Origin of the sequence: Microcoleus sp. B4-C1 (assembly GCF_036705285.1) — a bacterium.
In the GTDB taxonomy this organism is placed as follows: domain Bacteria; phylum Cyanobacteriota; class Cyanobacteriia; order Cyanobacteriales; family Microcoleaceae; genus Microcoleus.
In genome coordinates this window covers 1-2,248 of sequence record NZ_JAUBUC010000198.1, presented here as the reverse complement: position 1 = coordinate 2,248, position 2,248 = coordinate 1, and the positions used below count along the sequence as shown (strand labels likewise).

General features: G+C 46.5%; 2 protein-coding genes. One reads left to right on the top strand and one right to left on the bottom strand.

The features are described 5' to 3' along the window. Window positions 1-167: 167 nt before the first annotated feature. A complete protein-coding gene (locus QUB26_RS31595; protein WP_333246548.1) occupies window positions 168-1,355 on the bottom strand; it encodes a HEAT repeat domain-containing protein in 1,188 nt (395 codons plus the stop codon). A 233-nt stretch (window positions 1,356-1,588) separates the two neighbouring features. On the opposite strand from QUB26_RS31595, the gene QUB26_RS31590 reads away from it, so the two are divergent. Then, a complete protein-coding gene (locus QUB26_RS31590; RefSeq protein ID WP_333209394.1) occupies window positions 1,589-1,714 on the top strand; it encodes a hypothetical protein in 126 nt (41 codons plus the stop codon). Window positions 1,715-2,248: the final 534 nt, after the last annotated feature.

Here is a 2,248-nt window from a genome sequence, read left to right as displayed (position 1 = left end):
TTTTCCGTTTCAGCGTAAGGGTTCTAGCTGACGCACCCTACTAGCCTCGTTACTGGTTTAAATGCTCCACAGCTTAGTCAGCCGTCACTAATTCTAACATAATCTAAATTATAAATTCTCCCATCTCAAATCTCTATTTTCAAATAATTTGAAAATTGCTACATTTATTAATCCATCCCAGAACGCGGACGGAGGCGGTTTAACTGATTGATTGCCCAGCGAGCAGTTTCCTGAACTTCTGGATCTGGATCGTCCGTCGCACGGTGCAACAAGTAACTGATTTGATTCACCAATTCGTAAATCCGCGTCAAGTCGCGAATTGCATTTTTACGCACTTCGGGATTTTCATTTTGCAGCGAGATTGACCACGCATTATTCATGGGTTTGAGCGTGCGAATGCCAATTTCCGAGAGACTTGCCAAAATTAAACTGTACTGCTTGGAGTCGGAATTTGCTAGCAAATCGAGCAACGGCTCAACTGCTCTGGAATCTCCCCGCTGACCTAGTTCCCAAATTGCTTTGCCTCTCTTTGCCGGATTTAGCTGCTGCAAATCTTCAATCAGTGCTTCAATAATATCAACTTGAGGTCTACGATCCGTTTCGGGAAGGGCAATATTTTTCTTCTTCGCTAGGGAATCGGTTTGATTAGTTGTTTCGGGAATGTTGAAACCTGTGTTGCTGTATCCGTTGCTGTGAGTTTCCAAGGGCGAGGTGTCGGAATTAATTCGATCGCCCTCGACGGCTGCATCATCGGGTTCTGGTTGCCGGGATTCCATGATAAAAGGTTGAGCGCTGCTCTCAATACTGTGGCCTTTTGGCAAACCAAAAGGGTAGGGCAAGGCTGACAGCGATTGTCCCCCAGAAGAAGTCTCTTGTGGCCTAATTTGGTGCGAGTTTGTAGGAGAATCGGGATTAGTGAATGGAGAGTTTTTTGGGTTGTGGCGCTCAAGTCTTCCCCGTCTTCGCTTAGGATAATTTGACTCGTCACTGCTAACTAATTTGAGCATGATAAATACTGCCGCTGCCGTGACGACAACTGCTGCCAAACCCAACATTAAGAACCCCCGCTGACGAGACAAAATGACGAGCAAATTGGATACCGATTTCGGGATCTTAGAATTAGATTTGGACGTTTTGGACGGCTGAGATTTGCTTTTATCGGGCGCTGGAGACGGTTTTAGAGGCTTGGAATTCTGGCGATCGTCCGGGGGAGAGTTCGCCTGAGCAATTTCTTGGGAAACAGCACGCGCAGAGGCATTGAGTACCTGTTGCCCTCCGTCGGCACTTGGACTGAACGCAACGCCCAGACAGGCAATGCAGGTGAACAAACATACAGAGGAGCGGTAATGCGCCATAAGACTCAATCCGGGTTTTGAGAGGCAACGCCGCATGACGAGCTTTAGTTTAACCGTGAGTTAGCTCGATCCTAGCTGCTATGGGCTTAACTAACTCACAAATAGCACCAGACTAGCGAAAAACCCTGGTTTGAGAGGGCACCGAGCCAGATATTTCTTATAAGCACAATTGTGTCATTGACGTGCAACTCCTTTAAATAATTAGTTTAATTAGTTTAAAACGAACAACTACATTGGCGGCCGCGACTTTAGCAGCGGCATCCCGAAAGTTGATTGCAGCTAATCTCACCTACGTGCAGTGTGCAGTGCAGGCCGCGCAGCCCAGCACTGCGGGGGCGTTAGCAGACGATTGTGGCTAGCCGTCGATTTCTCACCAATAGCGTGGCATGACCAAAAGTTTAACAAGCTTCCGAGCCTGCAGGTTGATCGTTTTTGTGTGAATTTGGGCGAAAGTGGGACAGGGGCATTGGCACTGCAAACGTGAAACCGGGTTTTTTCGTTAATTCTTCGCTGCTAAACCGCATATTTTCCATACATTCCAGGACGCTCTCTCGACGCTCACAAACCAGTTTTATTTACCAAAAATGCTGTAACAAAGAGAGGGCTGATTTGACCGATGTTAATTTGAAGGGGGCAATTATGGCGGATAGAAGTGTTTGGGCGATCGACTAAGATAACCGTTAGGAAATATTGTATTTAGCTAGCAAGCGCCAAAAATCATACTATCTTGTAAAAGTAGGGTCGGATTTAGTTAGGATTTATAGTGAGAGCAAGTAGATCCTTTCACCCAGGCGTCCTCTGTCAACGTTCTGTTTATTTGTACCCACTTAGGAGCGCGAATTAAATAACTTACAATTTTAATTGTTCTTGTGGGATGGGCGTCCCGCCCGTCC

Coding starts and splice junctions, on each gene's coding strand:
- QUB26_RS31595 (WP_333246548.1), bottom strand. CDS start 1,355: ATGGCGCATTACCGCTCCTCTGTATGTTTGTTCACCTGCATTGCCTGT.